Source organism: Duganella aquatilis, from assembly GCF_009674565.1.
GTDB lineage: Bacteria > Pseudomonadota > Gammaproteobacteria > Burkholderiales > Burkholderiaceae_D > Rugamonas > Rugamonas aquatilis.
In genome coordinates, this window is the sequence record NZ_WKJL01000002.1 from 116,295 (window position 1) to 141,868 (window position 25,574).

17 protein-coding genes are annotated in these 25,574 nt (G+C 63.3%); 6 read left to right on the top strand and 11 right to left on the bottom strand.

The features are described from left to right. Positions 1-24: 24 nt before the first annotated feature. The 10 genes from GJ698_RS04910 to puuE all read right to left on the bottom strand — a co-directional run bounded on the left by GJ698_RS04910 (position 25) and on the right by puuE (position 16,845). Positions 25-1,086 (bottom strand): S1/P1 nuclease, encoded by a 1,062-nt coding sequence (locus GJ698_RS04910; protein WP_154356492.1) that lies wholly within the window; start codon positions 1,084-1,086, stop codon positions 25-27. Further along, positions 1,083-2,306, bottom strand: coding sequence for a phospholipase D-like domain-containing protein (locus GJ698_RS04915; RefSeq protein ID WP_154356733.1), 1,224 nt, complete (start codon positions 2,304-2,306; stop codon positions 1,083-1,085). Before GJ698_RS04915 ends, GJ698_RS04910 begins: the two co-directional genes overlap by 4 nt. Further along, positions 2,306-4,000, bottom strand: coding sequence for a bifunctional metallophosphatase/5'-nucleotidase (locus GJ698_RS04920; RefSeq protein WP_154356493.1), 1,695 nt, complete (start codon positions 3,998-4,000; stop codon positions 2,306-2,308). The genes GJ698_RS04915 and GJ698_RS04920 overlap by 1 nt, the downstream gene beginning before the upstream one ends. A 147-nt stretch (positions 4,001-4,147) precedes the next feature. After that, entirely contained in the window at positions 4,148-7,564 is a 3,417-nt protein-coding gene (locus GJ698_RS04925; protein WP_154356494.1) for a TonB-dependent receptor, read from the bottom strand. Between the two features lie 628 nt (positions 7,565-8,192). After that, a complete protein-coding gene (locus GJ698_RS04930; RefSeq protein ID WP_154356495.1) occupies positions 8,193-9,629 on the bottom strand; it encodes an amidohydrolase family protein in 1,437 nt (478 codons plus the stop codon). A gap of 12 nt (positions 9,630-9,641) precedes the next feature. Beyond that, the gene (guaD, locus tag GJ698_RS04935; RefSeq protein ID WP_154356496.1) at positions 9,642-10,949 is read right to left on the bottom strand and encodes a guanine deaminase; all 1,308 of its coding nucleotides are present in this window, start codon (positions 10,947-10,949) and stop codon (positions 9,642-9,644) included. Between the two features lie 30 nt (positions 10,950-10,979). Next, complete coding sequence (gene xdhC, locus GJ698_RS04940) at positions 10,980-12,068, bottom strand: xanthine dehydrogenase accessory protein XdhC (RefSeq protein WP_154356497.1); 1,089 nt, start codon at positions 12,066-12,068, stop codon at positions 10,980-10,982. A 1-nt stretch (position 12,069) separates the two neighbouring features. After that, complete coding sequence (xdhB, locus tag GJ698_RS04945) at positions 12,070-14,403, bottom strand: xanthine dehydrogenase molybdopterin binding subunit (protein WP_154356498.1); 2,334 nt, start codon at positions 14,401-14,403, stop codon at positions 12,070-12,072. Positions 14,404-14,414: 11 nt separating this feature from the next. Next, on the bottom strand, positions 14,415-15,884 hold the full coding sequence (xdhA, locus tag GJ698_RS04950; protein WP_154356499.1) for a xanthine dehydrogenase small subunit: 1,470 nt from the start codon (positions 15,882-15,884) through the stop codon (positions 14,415-14,417). A 7-nt stretch (positions 15,885-15,891) separates the two neighbouring features. Beyond that, on the bottom strand, positions 15,892-16,845 hold the full coding sequence (gene puuE / locus GJ698_RS04955; protein ID WP_154356500.1) for an allantoinase PuuE: 954 nt from the start codon (positions 16,843-16,845) through the stop codon (positions 15,892-15,894). Between the two features lie 109 nt (positions 16,846-16,954). Between puuE and uraH the strand changes: the two genes are divergently transcribed. Then, positions 16,955-17,308 (top strand): hydroxyisourate hydrolase, encoded by a 354-nt coding sequence (gene uraH / locus GJ698_RS04960; protein ID WP_154356501.1) that lies wholly within the window; start codon positions 16,955-16,957, stop codon positions 17,306-17,308. Here the strand turns inward: uraH and GJ698_RS04965 are convergent, their stop codons facing one another. Further along, entirely contained in the window at positions 17,309-19,261 is a 1,953-nt protein-coding gene (locus tag GJ698_RS04965) for an alpha/beta hydrolase family protein (RefSeq protein ID WP_154356502.1), read from the bottom strand. A gap of 103 nt (positions 19,262-19,364) precedes the next feature. Between GJ698_RS04965 and GJ698_RS04970 the strand changes: the two genes are divergently transcribed. The 5 genes from GJ698_RS04970 to pilB all read left to right on the top strand — a co-directional run bounded on the left by GJ698_RS04970 (position 19,365) and on the right by pilB (position 25,562). Continuing rightward, positions 19,365-20,858: a tetratricopeptide repeat protein gene (locus tag GJ698_RS04970; RefSeq protein WP_229259841.1), complete on the top strand. Its 1,494-nt coding sequence runs from the start codon at positions 19,365-19,367 to the stop codon at positions 20,856-20,858. Continuing rightward, a complete protein-coding gene (locus tag GJ698_RS04975) occupies positions 20,849-21,472 on the top strand; it encodes a VOC family protein (protein ID WP_154356504.1) in 624 nt (207 codons plus the stop codon). Before GJ698_RS04970 ends, GJ698_RS04975 begins: the two co-directional genes overlap by 10 nt. Before the next feature lie 8 nt (positions 21,473-21,480). Next, positions 21,481-22,263 (top strand): APH(3') family aminoglycoside O-phosphotransferase, encoded by a 783-nt coding sequence (locus GJ698_RS04980; protein ID WP_166454806.1) that lies wholly within the window; start codon positions 21,481-21,483, stop codon positions 22,261-22,263. Positions 22,264-22,397: 134 nt separating this feature from the next. Continuing rightward, a complete protein-coding gene (locus tag GJ698_RS04985) occupies positions 22,398-23,678 on the top strand; it encodes an HlyC/CorC family transporter (protein WP_154356505.1) in 1,281 nt (426 codons plus the stop codon). A gap of 144 nt (positions 23,679-23,822) precedes the next feature. Then, positions 23,823-25,562, top strand: coding sequence for a type IV-A pilus assembly ATPase PilB (gene pilB / locus GJ698_RS04990; protein ID WP_154356506.1), 1,740 nt, complete (start codon positions 23,823-23,825; stop codon positions 25,560-25,562). The last annotated feature ends 12 nt before the right edge of the window (positions 25,563-25,574 follow it).

Genomic DNA, 25,574 nt, shown 5'->3' on the forward strand with positions numbered 1-25,574 from the left:
GCCACGCCCCCCCCACCACTGGGGTTAGGGCCAGATGGCCTTCAGCACCGCAGCCAGGTGGTAGCCGCCCTGAATCAGCTGGCCCTTGGCCGCAGCCGACGATGGCACCGGATAGTTGTCCGGAATCGCCAGCGGCCACACGTTGTACACGTCGCCGTTCTTGGCGGTCTGCTGCGCCATCGGGCCCGGCACCACATCCGCATAGGCCAGCTTGGCCACCACCAGCGTCTGATCGGCCCACTCATACGGCCAGCTCACAGGATCGCCGCTGTTCGGCGACACCACCGGATTACCGGCAATGACCATGTCCGCAAACTGCTCGGGCGTGCGCGCGCCGATGCGGCGGAACGCGTAGTTCACCACCGTGCTGTCCCAGTACGAGTGGAATGCGCGCGTGGTCTGCGGCGGACGCGCAGGCGTCGCCGGCGCAGGCTTGTCGTCCGCCGGCGCGGCAGGAATCAGCTCCGAGCTTTTCGCCGTCAGCTTGATGTCGTCCAGCTGCAGATTGTTGCCGCCCTGCGTGGCAAAGGCTTCCTTGTCGTCCAGCTGCTTCCGGGTCGGCACCACGAAGCCGCCGTTCTTGCCGACATAGCCTTCGCCCACGTGCAGCGGCTGCGCGATGTCGCCGGTCAAATGGGTCAGCATCAGCAGCGCCTGGCGCGGCGTGAAGTTGTGCGGATTGGTGGTGGCGTTGCCCTTCCCTTGCAGCACCGCGATGCACTGCTTCAGCGTCTGCACGATATCGTGGTCGGTGGTGCCGACGCCGTGATCTTCGTAGTGCGACAACTGGAACGGCACGTCGGTGTAGTGGTACTCGCTGTGTTTCGGATTGGCGCTGGTGTAGGCCACCATCTCCTCGGTTTGCGGACCGCAGTAGGTGCCCTTCACGCAGTCCGCCCACGAGGCGATCTTGGCCAGGCTCTCGCCCGGCAGCAGCAAGGCCTGCACCTGCTTCTCGGCGTTGCTTCCCTTGATCAGGCGGTCGGCAATCGCGCCGACCGCGCGGTGGCCGTCATTGCCCCACGCGTGGGCGTTGAAGGAGACGAAGGCGCTGCTCAGCGCCACGATGCATGCAAGCTTTTTCATTCAGGGCTGCCTTTCGCTGGCTTGGGATATTGTTTGTTGAAGTCGAGGACTTGCGCGTACGACGAAGACCAGGTCTGCTCGTGCAGGGAAGCCAGGCGCTGCGCCATTTTCTCATTGCGCATCACCACTTCCAGATTGCGCGACAGGTCCATATAGCCGCCGCTCCAGTTGCTGGTGCCGACCCAGGCGACCTGGTTATCGATCACCATGGTCTTGCTGTGGATGACGCGCGCGAACGGAATGAAACCGGTCGACGCCACCGGCAGCGTCACCACGCGGATCTCCACGTTCGGCAGCACCGCCAGGCTTTTCAGGTACGCCTGCGCCGGATTTTCCAGGTTCCAGTTGGAGACCATCAGCTTGATCTTGACGCCGCGGCCGGCGGCCGCGCGCACCGCATTGTCGATCACCGCGTAGTAAGGACGCGTGCCTTTCGGACCGTAGCTCAACGGCGCGTAGTCCAGCAGCTGGATGCGCACTTCGCTCTTCGCTTCCGCCAGCAGCGCCGGCAGGCCGGTCTCGGAATCGCCGACGCCGGCCGGGTTGTACTGGTTGGGACTGGCCAGCAGGAAGGTGCCCTGGTGGATGTCCGCCATCGCCGTCTTCACGTTCAGCACCGGCGCGATCTGGCCTTGCGACGTCAGTTCCTGCGCCTTCCAGTCCTGGTTGAAGATGGCCTGCACCTGGCCGACGATCTTCGGATCGGTGATGCGCAAGCCGGTTTCGTGGATGTGTTCAAACGAGCGCCAGTCGAAATTCTGGCTGCCGATGTAGGCCGTCCTGGCATCCACCACCAGGTACTTGGCGTGGATGATGCCGTTGCCGGTCAGCTTGTTGAAATCGAGGACGCGGAACTCCAGGTTAGGAATCGCCTTCAGGCGTTCGATGGTCGGTTTCTCCGACAGGCCCACGCCTTTTTGATCCAGCAGGAAGCGGATCTTCACGCCGCGCTTGCCGGCGGCCTCCAGATGCTCCACCACTTTTTCAAACACGCTGCCCGGCTTGATCACCGCGTAGAACTGGCCGATGACGATTTCGCTTTTGGCGTTGTCAAACAGCTCGCTCCACACCTGCGCGGGGTTGCGCAGGTCGTCGCTGTGCAGCGGCGTTTCCACCGGCGCGGTCTGCACCAGTTCAAAGCCGGGAATGGAAAACTCCGCGCGCGCCGGCGCTGCAAAGACGGCGGCCGAGATCAGGGCGGAAAGTAAAATTCGACGCATCATTGTTCCTTTTGTACGTAACGCTTGAGCGGCGCGGCGGCGCCGGCCGGTTTGCCATCCTGTTCGCGCTTGGCCAGGTACTGGGTCAGCGCATCGATGTCACGGATGCTGGTCGGCGCGCGGTTGGCGCCTTTCTTGAAGGTCGGGAAACCGTCGCCGCCTTCGGCCAGAAAGTTGTTGGTCACCACGCGGTACGATGTATCCATCTCCAGGCGCACGCCGTTCAGCTTCACGCTGCCCGGCACGATCTTGCCGCCTTCCGGCTTGCTGGCGTCCCACTCGTAAGTAAAGCCGTCCGACAGCTGCAGCAGGCCGCGCTTGCTGTCGCGGTCTTCCAGCCACTGCTCTTCCAGCAGCTCGACGATCTGCGCACCGCGCAGGTTCATCGCCACCAGCGTGTTCCCGAACGGCAGAACCGCCATCGCCTGGCCCAGCGTGACGCGGTTGCCGGCGGTGGTTTCCAGATCCTGGCGGATGCCGCCCGGATTTTGCAGCGCGATCTGCGCGCCGTATGGACGGCCGGCGGCCAGCATCGAATCGGCGATCAGGTCGCCCAGTGCCGATTCGCTGGTGTGTTCTTTTTCACGCTTCACGCTCGGCACGGCGATCGCCGCCACCGGACGCGCCAGCGCCGCGGCGCTTTGCGCGCGCGCCTTGACCAGATAGGCGCTCAGCGCCGGATCGGCCGGCCACGTGCCCGGCACCATGACTTCCTGCGTGGCGCTGACGTCGCGCACGGTGTTGGTATTGGTGTCGACAGTCAGCTTGATGCGGCCCAGCACATGGCCGCCCATGTCGGACTGCGTCACCAGCCGGCCATCGACCTTGCACAGATAGCCCTGGTGCGAGTGGCCGCTGATCACCAGACGGATCGACGGATCGAGGCGCTTGACCACGTCCACGATCGGCCCTTGCAGATTGCTGCAATCCTGCTGGTCGAATTTGTCGGTGGTGCGGCCGCCCTGGTGGATCAGCACCACGAACACGCCCACGCCCTGCTTGCGCAATTCCGGCAGCTGGCGGTTGATGGCGTCCGCCTCGTCGACGAACTCCAGGCCGGCGATGCCGGAGGCCAGCGCCGATTCGGCGGTCTCGCGCAGCACGGTGCCGATGAAGGCGATCTTCACGCCATGCGCGGTCTCGATCTTGTACGCCGGCAGGATAGGCTTGCGGGTACGCATGTCGATCACGTTGGCGGCCAGGTACTGGAACTGCGCGCCCTTGTACGGGCCGTCGAACTTGCAGGCCTTGTCGGCGCGCGGCGAGGTGCAGCCGCCGTTCTGCTGGCGCAGCAGCTCGATGCGGCCCTGGTCGAATTCGTGGTTGCCGACCGAGGTCGCGCGCAGGCCGAGCAGGTTCATGGCGCCGATGGTCGGTTCGTCCGCCCACATCGACGAGATGGCGGGACTGGCGCCGATCAAATCGCCGGCGCCGACCAGCAGCAGTTCCGGATCCTGCTTGCGCCACGCCTGCAGCGCCGCGCCCAGCGTGTCGACGCCGCCGGCCTGGATGGTGCGCTCGCCGCCGCCGGAGGCGCTGTCCCACACGTACTTGCTGGCTTCGAGATTGCCATGGAAATCGTTCAGCGCCACCAGGTGAATGTCGGCGGTGCCGGGCTGCGTTTGCCACGCCGCGCAGCCTGCCAGCGAAGCAGCCAGCAGGGCGCCGGCCACGGGGCTCAGATATTTTTTCATTGCGTGCTAGTTCAGTCGGAATCAAATATTGTACAGCGCAACCCCACCATCAAAATAGTCGCGCAAACTACGTTACAAATAAAAAAACGGCCGGTGTTGCCACCAGCCGTTCTCTGTCATGCGAAGGTCAGACGGTTCTGATGAAGCTTAGAACTCGTACTTGACGGTCGCCTGGATTGCCCACTGCGATTCGCCTTTAACCTGACGGATGTCGACGGTTTCCACGTCACGCACGCGGTAGATGTAACGACCGCTCGAATCCAGACCTTGGTAGTCGACGAAGCTACGTGCCAGGCCGCCGTTGGTCTGGAAGCCCACTTCATTGATACGGCCCCACTTCTTGTTCAGCAGATTGCCGACGTTGAAGATGTCGAACGACAGGGTGCCCTTGTTACCGTTGAAGAAGCCAGGAACTTCCTGAGCGATACGCAGGTCGAAGCTGTTGGTCCATGGTGCGAAGTCGTTGTTACGGCTGATTACACCACCGGCCGATTTACGCAGCGCCGGGTTGGCGTTGACGATGCTCCAGAACTTGTCTTCGTTGGCGTGGCTGGTGGCGGTATCACCGTAGAACACCACTTGACCCGAACCTGGCGCCGAAGGGATGTACATCAGGTCATTACCGGCCAGGCCGTCACCATTCAAGTCGTTGTTGACGGTCCAGCTGTATGGCTTGCCTGCACGACCTTCGTAGAACACGCCGAAGGTGGTGTTGTAGGCGCCGAACAGACGCTTACGGAAGTTTACCAGCGCGCTGATACGGTCTTTCACCAGGTAGTTCGAGTTGGCGTTGACTTCTTCGTTAGGATTGAAGATCGAACGGCTGGCGTAGTTCGACGACGAGGTCGACGAGGTCAGCGGCGATACTTCTTTCGCATCGGTGTAGGTGTACGCCAGCGACCAGCTCCAGCCGTTGATCATCGGACGCGACAGCGACACGGTAGCGACGTTGCTGCCGCCCTTGTCGGTCTTGGTGGCGACCAGCACGTTGTTGAATGCCGAGTTGCTCAGTGCCTTGGCGGTGAAGCCCGTGCAAGAACCGTTGGTGATCGAACCACCGGTAGCCGACCAGCAAGCCGGGTTGTAACCCTGGGCGTTGTAGTACAGCGGACGGCCGTCGGTACCGGTCTTGGTGGCGACGCCCAAGTTGGCGTTCTGGTAGTAGATCGCGTCCTTGGCCTTGGTGTTCAGGTATTCCAGACCCAGCACCAGGTTGTACCATGGCAGTTCCGCATCCAGCGCCAGGTTCGATTTCCAGACCGACGGTTGACGCAGGCCAGGAGCCAGGATGTCGACGTTAGCTGCCGGCACCGAGCCGGTGAAGCTGGTGACCTGCTTGGTGATGTCGGCGCTGAACAGGCCATCGGTGGTTGGGCAGGCTGCATAGCCCGAGATGCCGCAACCGACGGTCTTGGTTTGTACACCGGTGTTCGAGAACGGATTCGACAGCCACACGCTCAGAGCCGAACCCTGGAACAGGCCGGCGCCGCCGCGGACTTGCAGCTGACGCGGGGTATCGAAGGTGTAGTTGAAGCCAACGCGCGGCTGAATCAGATCCTGGCCGTCGAAGGTGTTGGTGTTGTCCAGGCCGAAACCGCCGGTGGCGCGGGCGCCGGTGGCTGGGTTGCCTTGCACTGCGGCCAGGGCCACGGTGTTGTTCTTCAGCGGACGCTCGCTCACGGCGGTGCTGTCCATGCGCAGGCCGGCGCTGACGGTCAGGCGCGAGTTGATGGTCCAGGTATCCTGCACGAAGGCACCGTAGTTCTTCATGCTGAACTGCGATACGGCGTCATCCAGCGTCAGGCCGGCGTTTGGCACCTGCACGCTGTAGCTGGTTGGGCGGCCGCGGCGGAAGTTCTCCAGCACGGCTGCTTCCACCTGCGCGTTGGTCGCGGTGGCGCAGTTGAAGGTGCTGCTGCCCAGGAACTGGTAGTTGATGTTGTTGATACAGCCGAAGGTGTAGTTACCCCAGACGTTTTGCAGGAACGCGTTGTAGATCTTGTTCTTGCTGTAGTCGCCGCCGAATTTGACTTCGTGGTCGCCCAGCGACCAGTTGGCGCCGACGTAGGCGTCGGTGGTCTTGGTGCCCAGCACGTTACGTTGACGGCTGTTGTCGGTACCGAAGTTCAGGAAGCGGTTGGCCGACGACACGGTCGATGGCGTGCCGGCTGGCAGCGCGCCGGAGAATTGCAGGCCGACCAGCGGCAGCGTCGCGTTCAGCTTCGGCAGCGAATCGTAGTCACGGGTCGAGAACTTGATCTCGGTCGAGAAGTTAGGCGTCCAGTCCGACAGGATCTGGCCGACTTTGGTCTCGATGGTCTTGTTCTGCTGGTACCACTCGGAGTTCAGCGAAATGCCGGTTGCCGACAGGCCCGAGAATTGCGGCTCGCTCTGGTCGGTTTTCGAGTAGCGGAACATGGCGCGGTGGTTCTCGTTGATGTTCCAGTCGAACTTGACCAGTTTGTCGGTCACGTTCAGCGCGGTGCCGGCCGAAACGTCCGAGGTGCCGATGTCGACACCGTAGGTGTTCTTGGCGATGGCTTGCGCCGAGGCGATGGCCGACGGCGTCACGCCGACGTTGGTCACCGAGCTGCCCAGCGGGCCGAAGGCCGGCGCGGTACGGGTCGATTCCAGTTTTTCCCAGGCGGCGAACAGGAACAGTTTGTCCTTGATCAGCGGCATGCCGATGGTGCCGCCCTTGGTGGTTTCCTTGAACGGCGCTGGTGCGGCGTAGGTGTCGGTCGATGCGTTGTAGCGGTCGCCGGCCATGCTGTCGTTACGGAAAACGTAGTAAACGCTGCCCTTGACGGTGTTGGTGCCGGACTTGGTCACGGCGTTGATGTTGCCGCCGGTGTAGCCCTTCTGGGTCACGTCATAGTTGGCGACGTTGACCTGCACCGACTGGATCGCGTCGATCGAGATCGGCTGCTTGGCGGTTGGGGAGCCGGATGCTTCCAGGCCGAAGGTGTCGTTGACCGACACGCCGTCGATGGTCAGCGAGTTGTAGCGCGAGTTCTGACCGGCGACGGACATTTCGCCGCGCTCTTTGTCGGTCTGCGAGACGCGTGGGTCGGCACGGGCGTAGTCTTGCAGGTTACGGTTGATCGAACCTTGTACGGCCAGCTCGGTGGCGCTGATGCTGGTGCCAGCACCCATCGCGGTTTTCGAGAACTTGTCCGAACGGCCGCCGGCGCCGGCAACGGTCACGGTCTGCATCTGCGCGCCCAGGGTGGCGTCCACGTTGGCGGTTTCCGCCAGCTGGATGTACACGCCTTCGCGTTTTTCGCTGACGCCATCCTTGGTGATGGTGATGGTGTACGGACCGCCGGTACGCAGACCGCGCTGGACATAACGGCCCTCGGCATCGGTCACGACATTGGTTACCGAACCCGATTCGGTGTGCACGATGGAAACCACTGCGCCGGCAGCTGGCTTGCCGTCGCCGGTAACGATGTGGCCGCCGATCGCCGACGTGGTGTTCTGTGCCAAGGCCGGTACCGTCGCTAGCGCGAGAGACAGGCTGAACGCCATCTGCGTCAGCTTGAGCCGTTTATGATTGATCATTGTATAACCCCAAAAAAGACTAATAGTTATATGGAACCCTTACGGATAGCAGGTGTTCCTCTTTACGTTTGCTGCAACTGGTCTTGCCGTCCCAACCCCGGCGTGCCAGTGGGCAGCGGGTGAGTGTAACGGCCAAATATGTCAGGCCGATGACGCATTTATGACAAGCTTGTGACATAAATAAGCTGCGTCACCGGCCCGGTGTACTACGAATTCTGGACTGTGGAGTAAGCAATAAACTTGCTTTTTTGGATCATTTCCCTTGAACTATGCATTACTCAAAATTGCATGACAAATACGATTTAGCTTAGAAATTCAGACGATAAATATATAAATACGTCATATTTTCGTCACAAAAAGCTCATGCTCTTGCCGCCTGTAAACAAACCGCGAAATTATATGTCAGCTCTGGCAGCATGAATTCTTTTCATTGCCTAAAAAACAAAAAGCGGTGAAATACAGAGGGATTTGTGTCGCAAGCTGACCACACAGTTATCAGAAGAATATTTTCCAATGATAGCGATAGTGGTTTGTGACAACGTGAGAATCGTCGTCAGGAGGGATTGAGTTTGTAACAAATCCGGCGTTTGTGGGTTACCCGCCACAAACGCCGGTCGGGGCCGCCAGTTTAGCGGCCAGCCTTTGGTTGCGATGCAGCAATTTCCGCTTCGAATTTGGCGAACTTCCCGTCCAATGCCTTCAAAAGACGTTGTTTGTCCGCGTCATTCAGGAAGGAATAACGGATGCTGTCGTATGACAGTTTTTTGACTTCGGCGTAGTCCGGCTGGTAGCGGGCCGCGTACTGCACGTACTCGCCCGACAAATTATTACGCGAAACGCCGGCATCGTCGGTCGACAGCACGAATGGCACGCCGTATTTGCGGTACAGCGTGACGGGATGCGCCTGGCCCTTGATGCCGAGGATGAAGTCGTTGCTGCTCAGGTTGACCTCGACCGCGATCTTCTGATCATGCATCTTTTTCATGATGGCCAGCGGATTGCTCTCGTGGGCGATGTCCATGCCGTGGCCGATGCGGCTGGCGCCGGCGACGTCGATCGCATCCTTGATGTGGAAGGTCAGGCCTTCCGGCTCCACCATGCCCAGCGACAGCTCGCCGGCATGCAGCGCCAGTTTCACGCCTGGGTATTGGGATTTCAGGAATTTGAACATCTGCATGTGCAGCTCGTAGTCGCGCATGGCGACGTGCACGCTTTCCTGTCCGACAATGTTGACGCCGACGATCTTCGGATTCGAGGTCGCCAGCTTGAAGCTGGAAACGATTTGCGAAAACACCTGCGACGGCGACAGGAAGCGCAGCGCGAACGGCTGGTAGCGCAGCGTGAAGTTGGCGTCGTCGATGCCGGCGCTGACCGTGTCGACGTTTTTCAGGTAGGCGCCGATCCAGCCCTGGAAGGCCTGGTCCTTGTCCAGCTTGGCGATCAGGGCGGCGAAGTCGGCGTCGGTCAGGCTGCCGGCTTGCGCCTTCCTGTCGAAGTCCGCATCCTGGGCGATCGGCGCGATCTCGTAAATGGTTTCGATGTAGCTCAGGTTTTCCTGCACGGCGCGCTGTTTCAGGCGCTGCAGGCCGTCCACCGCGTTGGTCGACGCCACCGGATTGAAATAGGCGAAGGTGTCGAAGAACTGGCGGTCCGGCGGCGACTGGATCGCGCTGTGGTTGTAGAAGTCCTTGTCCGACCAGCGTTGCAGCAGGTTGGCCAGCACGATGTTATCGAGCATCACGTCCTGGCCCGACAGGCAGCCGGCGGAAGGCTTGGCCTTCTCGATGGTGTAGCTGGTCTTGTTGACGCAGAAGCCTTCCTTGTCCACCCACTCCAGGTACTGCTCGGCGTAGATCGCGCCCGAGTAGTGGTGGTGCAGGTCGCCGCCCTTCGGCATCATGGTGAAGAACATCGTCAGCTCGGCCAGTTTCGGCTCCTTGCCCGGCGCGATCAGCGCGGCGAAGTGGCGCTTGGTGGCCTCCTCGTTGGCGTTGGCCGCCTGCGCATGCGGCATGGCGCAGAACACGGCGGCGGCAAGCGCCAGGGCTTTGAGGTTGTTCTTCATGTGTATCCTTAATTAAGTCGTTTCACGGACATGCACCTGGCGGCCCGCCGAATAGGTCGCGGCGATCGCGCGGTCGTCGCCCAGCAGCGCCAACGCGAACAGCAGCTCTTCCAGGCTCTCCCTGCGCGCGGTGCGGCGTTGCAGCAGCGGCGTGGCTTGCGGATCGACGACAATGAAGTCCGCCTCCGCACCGGCGGCGAAATTGCCGATCGTGCCTTCCAGCTGCATGCTGCGCGCCGCGCCCAGCGTGGCCAGGTAAAACATCCGCAAGGCCGGCAGGTAACTGCCCTTCAAGCGCGCTACTTTATAGGCTTCATTCATCGTTTGCAACATGGAGAACGACGTGCCGCCGCCGACGTCGGTGGCCAGCGAGAGTAGCACGCCGGCGTCGTCGGCGCGTTCGAAGTCGAACAGGCCGCTGCCGAGGAACAGGTTGGAGGTCGGGCAGATGGCGGCGGCGGACTGCGTTTCGGCCATGCGCTGGCGGTCGCGCTCATTCAGCCAGATACAGTGGCCGTACATGGCGCGCGGGCGCATCATGCCGTAGCTGTCGTAGACGTCGATGTAGCTGCGCGAGTTGGGGAACAGCTCGCGCACCCACGCGCATTCGGCTTCGTTTTCCGACACGTGGGTCTGGATGAAGGTGTCCGGATACGCGGCCGCCAGCTCGCCGGCCAGCTGCAGCTGGCGTTCGGTGGACGTCGGCGCGAAGCGCGGCGTGATGGCGTACAGCGCGCGGCCGCGCTTGTGCCAGCGCTGGATCAGCGCTTCGGTGTCGCGCGCGCCGGATTCGGCGGTGTCGCGCAGGAAGTCGGGACAGTTCCGGTCCATCATCACCTTGCCGGCCACCATGCGCAGGCCGCGCTGCTCGCTAACGGTGAAGAAGGCGTCCACCGATTGCGGGTGTACGGTGCAGTAGACCATGGCGGTGGTGGTGCCGCAGCGCAGCAGCTCGTCGAGGAAGAAGTCGGCCACGTCGGCGGCGTGCGCGCTGTCTTCAAACTGGCGCTCGGTCGGGAAGGTGTAGGTCTCCAGCCATGGCAGCAGGCCTTCCGACGGCGAGGCGATCATGTCGCTCTGCGGATAATGGATATGGGTATCGATAAAGCCCGGCATCAGCAGCTTGCCGCTGTAGTCGTGCACCACGGTCCCCGGCGGCAGCGTGGCGTGCAAGGTGGCGTAGTCGCCCGCCGCCTGGACCTTGCCGTCGGCGACGATCAGCAGGCCGTCTTCGTGCCACGCGTGCGAATGTTCGCTGAAGGCCGGATCGGCGAGAAAGTGCAGCAAGCTGCCACGGTAGGCTTGCAGGTTGGTGTTCATGGTGATCTTTCTTGAATCTGAATGCGTAGTTTAGCTTGCGACGGCCAGCCGCGCCGGCGCGTTGAGGGCGGCGATTTGCTGCGCCTCCCACACCATCAGCAACTGCGCGCACACGGAGGCGGCGATGGTGGCCGGCAGCTTGCTGGTGATGCCCGGCAGGCCGATGGGGCAGACCATATTGTCGATGCGGTCTTGCGGCAGGCCGCGCGCGGCCATGCGGCGCTCGAACTGCACGCGCTTGGTGTTGGAACCTATCAAGCCGAACCAGCCCACGTCTTCGCGGGCCAGGATGGTTTCGCACAGGCGCTGGTCCAGTGCGTGGCTGTGGGTCATGACGAGGTAGCTTGCGCCATCCGGCGCACCGGCCACTGCGGCTTCCGGCGTATCGCTGGCTTCCACGGTGACGTTGGGCGGCACGCTGGCGGGGAACATGTCCTCGCGCTCGTCCACCCAGGTGACGGTGCACGGCAGTTCGCCCAGCATGCGGACGATGGCCGCGCCGACGTGGCCGGCGCCGAACAGCACCAGGTGCGCACGCGGCGCGAAGCATGGATCGGCAAGCCAGCGGCGGCCGGCCGTGTCGCGCAGCACATGCGTGCCGCGTTCGCGGTCCACCGTCGGGAAGGCGGGGCCGAAGGCGCCCGCCTCTCCTGCCTTGCCCCGGCCTGCACCGGCGACGACGGCGCCGTCCGCGCCAAGCAGCAGCGCGACCGGTGCACCGTCGATGGCGCTGAGTCGCCAGTTGTCTTCGCGCCGGCGCGCGCGCAAGCCGGCCAGCACGGCCGCCAGCGATGCCTCGACCGGCTCAAACGCCAGATGCACCACGCCGCCGCAGCACTGGCCCAGCGTCGGACCGAGGGCGTAACGTTCGATGCGCGCGCCCACGCCGGTCGCTGTCGCATCGCTCGTCACCTCGTGTCGGCTGGCCGCGTCCTTCAGCATCGCGCGCGCCAGTTCCACCGCGCACATCTCCAGATGTCCGCCGCCGATGGTGTCGTGCTGGCCGCGCGCCGTCACCAGCATCTTGGCGCCGGGTTCGCGCGGGCCGGAGCCCTCCACGATCGCCACGGTCACCAGCACTGCCGGCTCCGACACCTGCGCTGTCAGCCACTCGTTCATATCAGGCCGCCATTTCCACCGCGAACACGGCCCGCAGAATCTCTTCGCTGGTCGCCGGCGCGTTCAACGGCGGATTCACGCGATGCCCGCCCACAGCGGAAATCGCATCGCGAATCGCAAAGAACACCGAGAACGGCAGCAGCAGCGGGGGCTCGCCCACCGCTTTCGAACGGTGAATGCTGTCCTCCACATTGCCGTTATCGAACAGCTTCACGCGGAAATCCTCCGGGCAATCGGAGATGCCAGGAATCTTGTAGGTGGACGGCGCATGCGTCATCAGCTTGCCCGCCGCGTTCCACCACAGCTGCTCGGTGGTCAGCCAGCCCATGCCCTGAATGAAAGCCCCTTCGACCTGGCCGATATCGATGGCCGGATTCAGCGAGCGGCCCGCATCGTACAGGGCGTCCGCGCGCAGCAGCTTCCACTCGCCGGTCAGCGTATCCACCACCACCTCCGACACCGCAGCGCCGTAAGCGTAGTAGGAGAACGGATGACCGTTCATCGTCTTTGGATTCCAGTGCAGGTTCGGCGTCGCATAGAAACCGTCGGACCACAGCTGCACGCGCGCCAGGTAGGCCTTCTGCACCAGCTCCGCGAACAGCACCTTGTGGCCGTTGACGTGCACATGGTTGTCGAAGAAGCGCACCGGCTGGCCGTCCTCGTCGCCATACAGCTTGACCGCATAAGCAGCCAGACGTTCGCGGATCTGCCGCGCCGCATCCTGCGCCGCCTTGCCGTTCAGGTCCGCGCCGGTGGACGCCGCCGTGGCCGAGGTATTCGCCACCTTGCTGGTATCGGTCGCCGTGATGCGCACGTGCGACAGGTCCAGGCCCAGTTCATGCGCCACCACCTGCAACACCTTGGTGTTGATGCCCTGCCCCATCTCCGTGCCGCCGTGATTCACCAGCACCGAACCATCCACGTACACATGCACCAGCGCGCCGGCCTGGTTCAGGTGCGTGACATTGAAGGCGATGCCGAACTTCAGCGGCGTCAGCGCCAGCCCTTTCTTCAGCACCGGACTGGAAGCGTTGTAAGCCTCGATCGCCTTGCGGCGCGCGCGGTACTCGCTGGTCTGCTCCAGCTCCGCCGTCAGCGCCTCGATCACGTTGTCGACGATTTCCTGCCCATACGGCGTGACATTGCGTTCCGTCGTGCCGTAGAAATTCAGGCGGCGGATATCCAGCGCATCGCGTCCCAGGTTGCGCGCAATTTCATCGACGATGTATTCGATCGCAATCGCGCCTTGCGGGCCGCCGAAACCGCGGAACGCCGTATTCGACTGCGTGTTGGTCTTGCCGCAGCCGGCACGGATATCCACGTCCGACAAATAATAGGTGTTGTCGAAGTGGCAGACCGCCCGCGTCGCCACGGGCCCCGACAGATCGGCCGAGAAGCCGGCGCGCAAGGTCATATCCACCTTGGCCGCCAGGATCTTGCCGTTGTCGTCGTAACCGACTTCGTACTCATAGAAGAAGCAGTGACGCTTGCCGGTCACCAGCATGTCGTCATCGCGGTCCGCGCGCAGCTTGACCGGGCGGCGCAGCTTCGAAGCGGCGATGCCGGCCGACGCCGCCCACAAGGCCGACTGCGACTCCTTGCCGCCAAAGCCACCGCCCATGCGGCGGCACTCTACCTGCACCTTGTGCGAATGCACGCCGATGGCATGCGCCACCACGTGCTGCATCTCGCTCGGGTGCTGCGTCGAGCATTGCACCAGCAGGCCGTTGTCTTCCTTCGGAATCGCGTAGGCGATCTGGCCTTCGAGATAGAACTGTTCCTGGCCGCCGACGAACAGCTGCCCCTTCACCACGCGCGGCGCCATGTCGAAGGCGGTCTGGTAGTCGCCGCGCGTCAGCTGCATCGGCGGCAGCACGTACGAGTTGGCGGCCTTGGCTTCCTGCGGCGTGAAAATCGCCGGCAGTTCGTCATAGGCGATCACCGCGCGGCGGGCGGCGCCGCGGGCATTGTCATGCGTATCCGCCACCACGATGAAGATCGGCTGGCCGACATACAGCACCTCGCCGGCCGACAGGATCGGATCGTCATGGATGATCGGCCCGCAATCGTTGGTGCCGACGATATCCTCGGCGGTGTACACCGCCACCACGCCCGGTGCACTGCGCACCGGCGCCAGATCCATCGCCGTGATGCGCGCATGCGCCTTGGACGACAGGCCCAGCGCCGCATGCAGCGTGCCTTGCAGTTCGGGGATGTCGTCGGTGTAGGTGGCCTGGCCCAGCACATGCAGCTCGGCCGATTCGTGCGGACGCGAGACGCCCACGGCCTTCCATGCGGATTCCGCAATCGCGGCGGGAGCAACGGGTTGGTTCATGATGGCTCCTTTCAGGCGCGGCAAGCGAAAGCGTTGACGGCATCGGCCGCAAGCGGTGCATCGGTGCGCGTCTCCAGCCAGAAGCGGCGCAGCAGATTCTGCGCCGTCTGCATGCGATAGGTGCTCGACGCGCGCATGTCCGACAGCGGTGCGAAGTCCTGTGCCAGCTGGTCCATCGCCACGCGCAGATTGGTCTCGCTCCAGGACAGCCCGGTCAGCGCTGCTTCGGCACGTGGCGCGCGGCGCGGCGTGGCCGCCATGCCGCCGAACGCGATGCGCGCGTCAATCACCTTGTCGCCATCCAGCGTAAAGGCAAACGCCGCGCACACGGCGGAGATATCCTGGTCGAAGCGCTTGGCCAGTTTATAGGTACGGAACTGCACGCCGGCGCGCGGCAGCGGCACGCGCACGGCGGCGACGAATTCGTCGGCCTGCAAATCCTTTTTCTGATAATCGAGATAGAAGGCTTCCAGCGCCAGCACGCGGCGGCCGGACGGGCCTTGCAGCACCACCTCGCTGCCCAGCGCGATCAGCCACGGCATCGAGTCGCCGATCGGCGAGCCGTTGGCGACATTGCCGCCCAGGGTGCCGGCGTTACGGATCGGCAGCGAGGCAAAGCGCTGCCACAACTCGCCCAGCTGCGCCGGATACAGTTTGCACAGCGCCTCGTAGGCGGCGTTCAGCGACACGCCGGCGCCGATTTCCAGCATGCCGTCCTGCTGCTGCACGCTTTGCAGCGCGGTGACGTGGCCGAGGTAGATGATGTCGCCCAGCTCGCGCATTTGCTTGGTGACCCACAGGCCGATATCGGTGGAGCCGGCCAGCAGCGTCGCTTTCGGATGCGCGGCGCGCAGCGCCACCAGTTCTTCCAGCGTACGCGGCGCGTGGAACGACTGGCCGCGCGCGGTGTAGGTGGAACCGGCTTCACGCTGCAAGGCTTGCAGCTGCTGCGTCAATGCCGCGCGGTCGAACGCCACCTTCGGCAGCTCGGTCATGCGGTGCGCCGCGTCGATGATCGGGCGATAGCCGGTGCAGCGGCACAGGTTACCGGACAGGCAGTCGTCGATCTGCTTGCGCTGCGCCGGCTTGCCATACTTGTCCAGGTACATGCCCCACAGCGACATGACAAAGCCCGGCGTACAGAAACCGCATTGCGAGCCGTGACATTCCACCATCGCCTGCTGCACCGGATGCAGCGCGCCGTCCGGCTGCTGCATGTCCTCCACCGTGAACAATGCCTTGCCGTCCAGCGTCGGTGCGAACTGGATGCAGGAGTTCACCGCCTTCATCTCCAGCTGGCCGGCCGCATTCAGGCTGCCCACCACCACCGTGCAGGCGCCGCAATCGCCTTCGGCGCAACCTTCCTTGGTGCCGGTGCAATGCAGATCCTCGCGCAGGTGCTGCAGCACGGTGCGGGTCGGTGCGGCGTCATGGATTTCCTGGACAGCGCCACGGAAGTAAAAGCGTATGGGTTCGGACATCACGATCTCAATCTACAAATGGGTGAACCTTGCGCCAGTGTTCGGCGATATCGATACGGCGCGTGATCCAGACCTTGTCGTGCTTCTGCACGTAGTCGAGGAAACGCGCCAGCGCAGCCGCGCGCGCCGGACGGCCGACGATGCGGCAGTGCAGGCCGATGGACAGCATCTTCGGCTGATTCAGGCCGTTCGGATCGCCCTCGGCGTACAGCACGTCGAAGGCATCCTTCAGGTAATCGAAGAACTGCGTGCCGGAGTTGAAGCCCTGCGCGGCGGCGAAGCGCATGTCGTTGGTGTCCAGCGTGTATGGCACGATCAGCTGCGGCGCGCTGACGGCCTGGCCCTGCGCGTCGGTGTAGCCGACCTGCTGCCAGAACGGCAGGTCGTCGCCATAGTGGTCGGCGTCGTAGCGGAAGCCGCCGTGCTCCATCACCAGCTTGCGCGTCTGCGGCGAATCGCGGCCGGTGTACCAGCCTTGCGGCGCGCTGCCGGTCAGCTCGCGGATGATGTCCACGGCTTCCTTCATGTGCGCGCGCTCGGTGGCTTCGTCCATGTTCTGATAGGTGATCCAGCGCAGGCCGTGGCAGGCGATTTCGTGTCCCAGCTGCTGGAAGGCCGCCACCGCCTCCGGATTGCGCTTCAGCGCCATCGACACGCCAAACACCGTCAGCGGCAGCTTGCGTTCCTCGAACATGCGCAGCAAGCGCCACAAGCCGGCGCGCGAACCATACTCGTACAGCGACTCCATGCTCATGTGGCGGTTGCTGAACGAGGCCGCGCCGATGATCTCGGACAGGAAGGTCTCGGAACCGGCGTCGCCGTGCAGCACGCTGTTTTCGCCGCCCTCTTCGTAGTTCAGCACGAATTGCAGGGCCACGCGGGCCTGGTCGGGCCACTGGGCGTGCGGCGGTTTCGGGCCGTAGCCGATCATGTCGCGCGGATAGTTGTCGTAAGTGGTCATGGCGCAGGCAAGTCTATGGGGAATATAACTCTAATCATATATGCCTGCGCGCATGGCGGTATATGATTTGTACAATAGATACTCATAACCTACGGATATAGGACCGAACATGGGCAAACTCAGCACGCACGTTCTCGACATCACCCAGGGCAAGCCGGGCGCCGGCGTCCAGCTGGCCTTGTACGCGGTGGGATCGCAGGGGCGGGAGCTGCTGAAAACCGACGTCACCAACGCCGACGGCCGCTGCGCCGCTCCGCTGCTGGAAGGCGACGCACTGAAACAGGGCAAATATGAACTGGTGTTCAGCGCTGGTGCGTATTTCGACGCCCAGGGCGTGACGCTGCCGGAACCGAAATTCATCGACGAGGTGACGCTGGCCTTCGGTGTCGCCGACGCCAGCCAGAACTACCACGTGCCGCTGGTGGTGTCGCCGTGGGCGTACTCCACCTATCGCGGCAGCTGATCAGCGCGGCTTGCCGAGGTACTTGGCAAAGAAGGTTTCCAGGCGGCGGTACACCTCCACCTGGTTTTCGGTGTCATAGAAACCGTGGCCTTCGTAATCCACGTAATACCACTCGGGCGGATGGCCGGCCTTCTCCAGCGCGGCTTTCATCAGGAAGGCATGCTCCTTCGGCGCCCGCTTGTCCTTGCCGCCGTGGATCAGCAGTACGCCAGCCTTGATGGTGTCGGCATGCAGATTGGGCGAATATCGCGCCCATTCGGCCTTGTCTTCGCTGAAGACACGCTTATTCCAGGCGATCCGCCGGCTGTTGCCGGCAACGCCTTCCTCCGTCTGCAACAGACCGACGTCGTACACCCCGGCGTAGCCTACCGCGCACTTGAACAAGTCCGGTTCACGCGAGGCCAGCATCAGCGCCGAGTAACCGCCGAAGCTGACGCCATATACGCACATCTTCGAGCCGTCCACTTCGCCCTGGGCCACCGCCCATTTCACGCCATCCACCAGATCGTCCATGATCTTGCCGCCCCACTGACGGTAGCCCTGACGTTCAAAGCCCTCACCACGGCCGCCCGATGCGCGGAAATTCACTTGCAGCACCGCGTAGCCGCGGTTGGCCAGGAACTGTGCATCGCTGTCGAAATACCAGCTGTCGCGATAGCCGTAGGGGCCGCCATGCGGGATCAGGATCAACGGCGGCTTGTGCGCCGTCTTGAACGCCGGCAGCGTCAGATAGCCATCGATCTCCTGGCCGTCACGCGCCTTGAACAGGACCGGGCGGCGCACCGCCATATGTTCCGGGTCGATCTCGTCCATCGAGGCGAACAGCATGTCGGCCTTGTTGGTCTTGCGGTTGTACAGGTAATAGGCTCCGGGATCGCGGTCGCTGATCACCCAGAACAGCACCTGGCTCTGGTCGGCCGACTCGCTGACCAGCCGGACCACGTGGTCGGGGAACTGGCGCGCCATGTCCTTCAGCAGCGGGGTGTCCGGATTGGCAGGGTCCAGGTAAGTGACTTTCGGGCGGCCGAGGGCGGAATAAACCACCAGCGGGGTTTCCTCCGGTCCACCAAATTCCAGCGAACCCACGCTGCCCAGCGTATCTTCGGCCAACAATTTGCGGTTACCGCCTGCCACGTCTTCGCTGATCACCTTGACGCGCCCTTCCGCCTCCGCCTGCCAGGCATAGAAGGTGCGATTGTCGGGCGAGAAACCGAACGGCGTCAGCCGCGTGTCGTTCTGTTGCAGCTGGAATTTTTCCCAGGCCGAGGTGGCGTCATTCAGCCGCCACACCAGATCGTAGCCTTCCTCATCGGTCCCGGTGGCGAAGCGCGGCTTGCCGGCGTTGTCGACCACAAACGACGCTCTCGGCGACTTCACCGTCGCGACCAGCTTGCGCAGGCCGTTACGGCTGTCAAAGTCATACAAGGAGCTCTGGTCCAGATCCCATTGGTAGGTGCCGACCAGCAGATGGTCATTCATCTGCCTGTAGACATAAACCGGATAGGCATAGCCCTCGTCGGGGCTGTAGCGGTTGCGGCCATACATGCTCACGTCCCAGCCATACAGATATTGCTGATGCTTGCCATCGAAGTCCATGGCCAGCAGCTCGCCGGTGATCTGCGGCCGTTCGCGCGACCCCACCTCGATCGCTTTCTGCACCACCACCCGCGTGTTGCCAACCCAGGTATAGCTGGCCGGCACTTCGAACGCCGGCATGCGCACCGTCCCTTCCAGCTTCAGATCGGGCAGGCTGTAGAAGCTGACCATCGGCACCGTACGCGCGTCCACCGGGACGCGCACTGTGATGGCAAGGTGCTTGCCATCGGGCGACATCACCGGATTGTAGTACTGGTCCATCTTGGCGAAGCTGGTCACCGGCACCAGCGGCGGCATCGCCTGTCCCAGGGCCACCAGGGGGAAGGTGGCGGCAAGCATAAACAGAGGTAAGCGCATGGCGGATACATGAAGTTAGCATTATTCAAATGCTAACACGATAGAAAATATTGTCAAATTGAAACAATTGGAGAGAATTCACGCATCGGCTAAGATGCGGGCTATGACTGAATCCCTGCTTGCCTCCCTCCTCCAACAAGCCGTCGAACTGCACCAGCAGGGCCGGCTCGAACCAGCGCAAGCCTTGTACCGACAGGTGCTGGAGCTCGACCCGCGCCGCTTCGACGCATTGCACCTGCTGGGCGTGATCGCACGCCAGCAGGGCGATGCGGCGGGCGCCATCGATCTGATCTCGCAGGCCATCGCCGTCGATGGCGCACAGGCCAACGCACACTGCAATCTCGGCGTGGCGCTGCTGGACGCCGGCCGCGCCGACCAGGCGCTGGCCAGCCACGAGCGCGCGCTGGTGCTGCAACCGTCGTACGCCATGGCATGGAGCAACCGCGGCAACGCGCTGCGCCGGCTCGGTCGGCTGGACGAAGCGCTGGACAGCTATCAGCGCGCCTTGCAGATCCAGCCGAATTACGCGGAAGCGCACTGCAACCGCGCCATCATCCTGCAGGATCAGGGCCGTTATCTCGATGCGCTGGGCGCGGCCGAGAATGCGCTCAACATCAAGGACCGCTACGCCGATGCATGGCTGGCACGCGGCAATGCCCTGCACTGTCTGCGCATTCTGCCGGAGGCGGTGGAAAGCTTCGACCGCGCCATCCACCTGCGTCCCGATTGGGCGGAAGCCTACAGCGCGCAAGGCGCGTCCTTGCAACGGCTGGGCGAATTCGCCGCCGCGCTGGACAGCTACGACCAGGCGCTGAAAAACAGGCCGGACTACGCGCTGGCCCACTACTATCGCGGCAACACGCTGCGCGCGATGGGACGGCGCGAGGAAGCCATCGCCGCCTACCAGGCCGCACTGGCGCATGGCGACAATCCCGAAACCATCGCCTTTGCACTGGCGTCGGTGGGCGCTGGCGCAACGCCGGCCGCGCTGCCGAACGATTACGTGCGTTCGCTGTTCGACCAGTACGCCAACCACTTCGACCAGCATCTGACCGAGGTGCTGGGCTACCAGACGCCGGCCGTGCTGGATGCGCTGCTGCGCCACGTGGCGCCGGCTTCGGAGCTGGCCACCGTGGACCTGGGCTGCGGCACCGGTTTGTGCGGCCCTTACCTGCGCGCTTATTCGCGCCGGCTGGACGGCGTCGACCTGTCGCAGCAGATGCTCGACAAGGCGGCCGAACGCGGCCTGTACGACGAACTGGCATGCACCGACCTGCTGACTTATCTGGACGGCCGCCAGGCCACATGGGATCTGGCCGTCGCGGCCGACGTCTTCGTCTACATCGGCGATCTGGCGCCGGTGTTCAAGGCCGTCCATGCGGCGCTGCGTCCCGGCGGCCGCTTCTGCTTCTCGGTCGAGGCGGGCGATGATGCCGACTATGTGCTGCGTCCTTCCAACCGCTACGCGCACACGCCGGACTACCTGCGCCGCCTGGCGGCGGAAACCGGCTTCACGGTGCTGGCCACGCAGGCGCTGGAAGCGCGCCAGGAAAACGGCGCGCCGATCGCCGCTCATGCCTTCCTGTTATGCAGATAGACCACCTGTTCATCCGCGTGGCGTCGGGCGGCGCGGAAGCCGAAGCGCTGCGCGCGTTCGGCCTGAGCGAAGGCTCCGGCAACGTTCATCCGGGCCAGGGTACGGCCAACCGCCGCTTCTGCTTCGCCAACGCCTTCATCGAGTTGCTGTGGATGGCCGATGAAACGGAAATCGCCAACCAGACCACGCGGCCCACCATGCTGCGCGAACGCCTGTCCGGCGCCGACGCCTCGCCGTTCGGCGTCTGCTTCCGTCCCGCCGTGCCGTTCGCAACCTGGAACTACGCGCCGGCCTACCTGCCGCCCGGCATGCAGATCGGCATCGCCACCGACGCGCCGCTGACGGAGCCGATGTGGTTCTGCACCTCCGCCGGCAAGGCGTCCGAATTTTTCGAAGATGAGCGCCGGCAGCCGCTGCGCCACGCCGCCGGCCTCGGCGCCATCACCGGCCTGCGCTGCACGCTGCCGTCGGCGTCGACGCTCTCGCCCGCCGCCCAAGCCAGCGGCATCACCTTCGCCGAAGGCCCGCAACTGCTGGAAATCAGCTTCGACCACGAAGCACGCGGCCTGCACCACGACTTCCGCCCGGCGCTGCCGCTCATCTTCAAATACTGAGGCGACACATGGCGCGCAACCAGACAATGCCGCACACCATCCGACGCTTCATCGGTGACGCCGTCCTGCAGCGTGACCGGATCGGCGAATCGCCATGCCGGGTGCACAGCTTCGAGCGCGGCAACGAACTTTATTTTCTGAAGACTTCGCCATCGGTCTACGCCAACACCACCTACAGCGTGCAACGCGAAGCCAGCGTCATGCAATGGCTGTCCGGCAAGCTGAACGTGCCGGAAGTCGTTCTGACCGCGCAGGAGGACGGCCACGAGCACATGATCACCCGCGCCATCCCCGGCGTCCCGCTGTCGTCATTGATCGAGGCTGGGCGGCCCGTAACAACGCTGTTCCACGAAGCGCTACGCCAGTTGCAATCCATCTCCATCGCCAGCTGCCCGTTCGACGCCAGCGCCGCCATCCGTCTGCGCGAGCTGGCCTACCTGGTCGGCAACGAGCTGATCGACGAGGACTACGATTTCTGCGCATGGCCCGGCCTGGCCACGCCACAAGACCTGCTGGCCCGGCTGAAGGCCACGATGCCGGACGAAGACCTGGTCTTTTCCCACGGCGACCTCGGCGACAGCAATATCTTCGTCACCAACAACGACGAACTGTATTTCATCGACCTCGGCCGGGGCGGCAAGGCCGACCGTTGGCTCGACATCGCCTTTGTCCACCGCAACCTGCGCGAGGATGTGTCCGACAACGCAGCAGCGCAATTCCTGGCCGCGCTCGGTGTCCAGGACGCCACGACAAAACGCCTATTTTTCGAACAGCTTGACGAGTTGTTCTAACCTCCCTCCAAAGTACAACAACATCATCAAACTTGCACGCAACTCATCATTGCCTTAGAATCTAAAACTGTTGCTTTGCGCTGGCGCCTGATCGGTTGCCCACTTTCCCCATGCAAGATTCTTTACGGTGACCCTTGGATACCGTGCCACTTTGGGTGCAATTTCTTGCACTCTTCTTCCTGATATTGTGTTCGGCCTTCTTCGCGATGGCGGAAACCGCCCTGATGGCGGCCAATCGCTATCGCCTGCGCCATGAAGCCAAACGCGGCAGCCGCCGCGCCATCACCACGCTGTGGCTGCTGGACCGCACCGACAAGCTGCTGTCGCTGGTGCTGATCGCCAACACGCTGTTCAACGCCGCCGCCACCGCGCTGGTCACCTCGCTGGCGATCCAGACCTTCGGCCACGACGACAACGTCATCACCATCTCCACCGGCGTGGTGGCCTTCCTGCTGATCGTGTTTGCCGAGATTTCGCCGAAAGTCATCGGCGCCACCTTCCCGGAAAAAATCGCCCTGCCGACCAGCATGGTGCTGAAGCCGCTGATGGCGGTGTCCAAGCCGATGATCTGGTTCGTCAACCTGTTCGTGTCGCAGCTGCTGAAAGTGTTCGGCATCAAGGCCGGCTCGCACGCCCACGATCCACGCCTGTCGCCGGAAGAGCTGCGCTCGATCGTGCTGGAAGGCGGCAACTTCATCCCGCAAAAGCACAAGAGCATCCTGCTCAACCTGTTCGACCTGGAAACCATCTCGGTCGAAGACATCATGACGCCGCGCGCCCAGGTCGAGGCGCTGAACCTGGAACTGCCGGTCGAGGAAATCAAGCGCGAACTGACCACCTGCTACCACAACAAGCTGCCCGTCTACGAAGGCGAGATCAACCGCATCGTCGGCATCCTGCACGTGCGCAAGGCGGTGGCGCTGCTGAACCAGGAAGAGGAACTGACCACCGAGCATTTCCGCGAACTGCTGACGCCGCCCTACTTCATCCCGCAGGACACGCGGCTGTTCACCCAGCTGCAGTACTTCCAGGAGAACAAGGAACGCCTCGGCATCATCGTCGACGAGTACGGCGAGGTGCAGGGCCTGGTCACGCTGGACGACATCATCGAAGAGATGATCGGCGAGTTCACCACCTCCACGCCAGGCGCCGCCAAGGCCGAAACCTTCGGCTGGGACGCCAACGGCGAATGCCTGCTGGACGGCGCCACGCCGCTGCGCGACGTCAACAAGCGCCTCGGCCTGGCCTTCCCGCTCGACGGTCCGAAAACGCTGAACGGCATGCTGCTGGAACTGTTGCAAGAAATTCCAGACGCGCCCATCAGCCTGAAGGTCGACCAGTGCATCGTCGAGGTGGTGCAGGTGCACGACCAGGCCATCAAAGTCGTCAAATTGCGACGCCCGCAGGCCCGCTAGCCAGGGTAAAACCACGCAAACGCGTGGGCGGGCGCAACAGAGCGGAGTAAAATCGAAGCGCACGCTTTACAAAAATAGTGCCTAGGAGCATTATTCTGAGGTTCACTTACCTCAATCCGCCCTCTCAACCTGACAGACGCTTCTATGGCTGCAGTCCTACCGAACGCAGTGCCAGGCGCCCCGATGCCGGGGCTGGCGAGGGCATTGATGCAAGCCGGGCGCCTGTCCGCCACGCAGGCCGAGACCCTGCAAAAAAAATCCATCGCCGAGAAACTGGCCTTCATCGACGTGCTGCTGTCGAGCGGCGCGATTGAATCGAAGGCGCTGGCCGCCTTCTGCGCCGAAACCTTCGCCTATCCGCTGATGGACGTCAACGCGCTGAACCTCGACGCGCTGCCGGCCAAGATCATCGACAACAAGCTGATGCAGACGCAGCGCGTGATCGCGCTGGCCAAGCGCGGCAACAAGATGTCGGTGGCGATTTCCGATCCGACCAACATCCAGGCGCTGGACCAGATCAAGTTCCAGACCGAGTCCACGGTCGAACCGGTGATCGTGCCGCACGACGCGCTGCTGCAACTGCTGGCGCGCATCAACAAGAGCAGCGAGCAGAGCATCAACGACCTGGCCGGCGACGACGCCGACATCCAGTTCGCCGAAGAAGAGCAGCCGTCCGCCGCCAGCGCCGCCGCGGCGGCCGACGCCGCCAACGAGGTGGAGGATGCGCCGGTGGTGCGCTTCCTCAACAAGATGCTGATGGACGCCGTCAACCTCGGCGCCTCCGACCTGCACTTCGAGCCGTTCGAAAAATTCTACCGGGTGCGTTTCCGCGTCGACGGCGTGCTGCTGGAACACGCGCAGCCGCCGATTTCGATCAAGGAAAAACTGGTCTCGCGCATCAAGGTGCTGGCCAAGCTCGACATCTCGGAAAAGCGCGTGCCGCAGGACGGCCGCATGCGCCTGATCGTCTCGCCGACCAAGACCATCGACCTGCGGATCTCGACGCTGCCGACGCTGTTCGGCGAAAAGACCGTGATGCGTATCCTGGACGCGACCCAGGCGCAGATGGGCATCGACAGCCTCGGCTACGACCCGGACCAGAAGGAACTGCTGCTGGACGCCATCCAGCGGCCCTACGGCATGGTGCTGGTCACCGGCCCGACCGGTTCCGGCAAGACGGTGTCGCTGTACACCTGCCTGAACATCCTGAACAAGCCCGGCATCAACATCTCCACCGCCGAGGATCCGGCCGAGATCAACCTGCCCGGCGTCAACCAGGTCAACGTCAACGACAAGGCCGGCCTGACCTTCCCGGTGGCGCTGAAGTCCTTCCTGCGCCAGGACCCGGACATCATCATGGTCGGCGAGATCCGCGACCTGGAAACCGCCGACATCGCCATCAAGGCGGCACAGACGGGCCACATGGTGTTCTCCACGCTGCACACCAACGACGCGCCGTCGACGCTAACGCGGCTGATGAACATGGGCGTGGCGCCGTTCAACATCGCTTCGTCGGTGATCCTGATTACCGCCCAGCGCCTGGCGCGCCGCCTGTGCAGCTGCAAGCAGCCGGTCGACATCGCGCCGGAACTGCTGATCAAGGCCGGCTTCAAGCCCGAGGAACTGGACGGCAGCTGGAAGCCCTACGGCCCGGTCGGCTGCGAGCGCTGCAACGGCGGCGGCTACAAGGGCCGCGTCGGCATCTACCAGATCATGCCGATCACGCCGGCGATCGAATCGCTGATCCTGGCCAGCGGCAACGCCATGCAGATCGCCGCCCAGTCCGAAGCGGAAGGCGTCAAGTCGCTGCGCCAGTCCGGCCTGGTCAAGGTCAAGGGAGGCTTGACCAGCCTCGAAGAAGTGCTCGGCTGCACCAACGAATAACGGGAAACGATC

Bases quoted from the DNA above. Each gene is read 5' to 3' on its own strand.
- GJ698_RS04910 (WP_154356492.1), bottom strand. From the start codon at position 1,086: ATGAAAAAGCTTGCATGCATCGTGGCGCTGAGCAGCGCCTTCGTCTCC.
- GJ698_RS04915 (WP_154356733.1), bottom strand. From the start codon at position 2,306: ATGCGTCGAATTTTACTTTCCGCCCTGATCTCGGCCGCCGTCTTTGCA.
- GJ698_RS04920 (WP_154356493.1), bottom strand. From the start codon at position 4,000: ATGAAAAAATATCTGAGCCCCGTGGCCGGCGCCCTGCTGGCTGCTTCG.
- GJ698_RS04925 (WP_154356494.1), bottom strand. From the start codon at position 7,564: ATGATCAATCATAAACGGCTCAAGCTGACGCAGATGGCGTTCAGCCTG.
- GJ698_RS04930 (WP_154356495.1), bottom strand. From the start codon at position 9,629: ATGAAGAACAACCTCAAAGCCCTGGCGCTTGCCGCCGCCGTGTTCTGC.
- guaD (WP_154356496.1), bottom strand. From the start codon at position 10,949: ATGAACACCAACCTGCAAGCCTACCGTGGCAGCTTGCTGCACTTTCTC.
- xdhC (WP_154356497.1), bottom strand. From the start codon at position 12,068: ATGAACGAGTGGCTGACAGCGCAGGTGTCGGAGCCGGCAGTGCTGGTG.
- xdhB (WP_154356498.1), bottom strand. From the start codon at position 14,403: ATGAACCAACCCGTTGCTCCCGCCGCGATTGCGGAATCCGCATGGAAG.
- xdhA (WP_154356499.1), bottom strand. From the start codon at position 15,884: ATGTCCGAACCCATACGCTTTTACTTCCGTGGCGCTGTCCAGGAAATC.
- puuE (WP_154356500.1), bottom strand. From the start codon at position 16,845: ATGACCACTTACGACAACTATCCGCGCGACATGATCGGCTACGGCCCG.
- uraH (WP_154356501.1), top strand. From the start codon at position 16,955: ATGGGCAAACTCAGCACGCACGTTCTCGACATCACCCAGGGCAAGCCG.
- GJ698_RS04965 (WP_154356502.1), bottom strand. From the start codon at position 19,261: ATGCGCTTACCTCTGTTTATGCTTGCCGCCACCTTCCCCCTGGTGGCC.
- GJ698_RS04970 (WP_229259841.1), top strand. From the start codon at position 19,365: ATGACTGAATCCCTGCTTGCCTCCCTCCTCCAACAAGCCGTCGAACTG.
- GJ698_RS04975 (WP_154356504.1), top strand. From the start codon at position 20,849: ATGCAGATAGACCACCTGTTCATCCGCGTGGCGTCGGGCGGCGCGGAA.
- GJ698_RS04980 (WP_166454806.1), top strand. From the start codon at position 21,481: ATGGCGCGCAACCAGACAATGCCGCACACCATCCGACGCTTCATCGGT.
- pilB (WP_154356506.1), top strand. From the start codon at position 23,823: ATGGCTGCAGTCCTACCGAACGCAGTGCCAGGCGCCCCGATGCCGGGG.